Here is a 973-nt window from a genome sequence, read left to right on the forward strand (position 1 = left end):
GCCGCGGCGGCACCGTCGAGATGGGACAGTGCACTGCGCACGGCGCGCACGTCGGCGTCGCGTTCCTCGGCGAGTGCGTCTATCGCCGCGTTGAGCTGCTCGGTCCGTTCGATGTCGTCGAGACCGCTCCACGTGATGCCGGCGTCCTCGGCTGCCGCACTCAGCCCGTCCTCGGTGCGACGACGCGTCGCCGTCGCCGTCTCCAGCGCGTCGCGGGCACTGCCGTGATCGCGGAGCCGGTCGGCCACCACGGCCTGGGCGCGGTTCGCCTGCTCGGCCTGCGCGGCGGTGGTGCGCTCGAGGTTCTTCACCGCCGACGCGAGGTCGTCGAGCTGCTGTTTGCCTTCGTAGGCGCTCGAGCGGTGGAGTGCCTCGAGGGTGGTGCGCGCTTGTTCGTGGTCGCGTTCGGCCACCAGGAGCTGTTCCTCCGAGGCGGTGCGTGCGGCGGCGGCCTCGGTGCGGGCCTCGGACGCCTCACGCAGCGACCGGACCGCCGTGTCGACCACCCCGAGACGAATGGCGACCTTGTCCACAGCGGTGCGGGCCTGCTGACGGATGTACTTCGAGTACACCTTGACGAACTGCTGCGCCGCGTCGTCGGCGGCCGCGAGAGATTCGAGTGTGCGCTCGACTTCCTCGATGGCGGAGAACGAGCGGGCAGCCTCGACGATGAGGTCGTCGTCGAGGGGGCGGAGTCCGTCGGTCAGGGCCTGCGACAAGCCCTTCGGATCGAGGTTCTTGGCGAGCTGCGGGCGGCGCAGCGTCAAGATCAGGTTGATCAGCTGGTCGTAGCGTTGCGCGCCCAGTCCGAACATGCGTGCGTCGATCGCGCCCCGGTAGTCGACGGGGCGATCGGTGATCGCGTCGGCTCCGATCCGGTCGGCGAGTTGCTTGCGGGTGAGCGGGCGGTCCTCGTCGTCGAGGAGTGAGAAGTCCACGCCCACACGGCCGTCGACGACGAAGTGCCAGCGGG

General features: G+C 70.2%; 1 pseudogene. It reads right to left on the reverse strand.

The window, feature by feature from the left end:
• Positions 1 to 973 (reverse strand): annotated as a pseudogene (locus A8G18_RS23170) (TIGR02680 family protein); the annotation flags it as partial.

This window comes from Rhodococcus gordoniae (genome assembly GCF_001646655.1).
Classification (GTDB): Bacteria; Actinomycetota; Actinomycetes; order Mycobacteriales; family Mycobacteriaceae; genus Rhodococcus; species Rhodococcus gordoniae.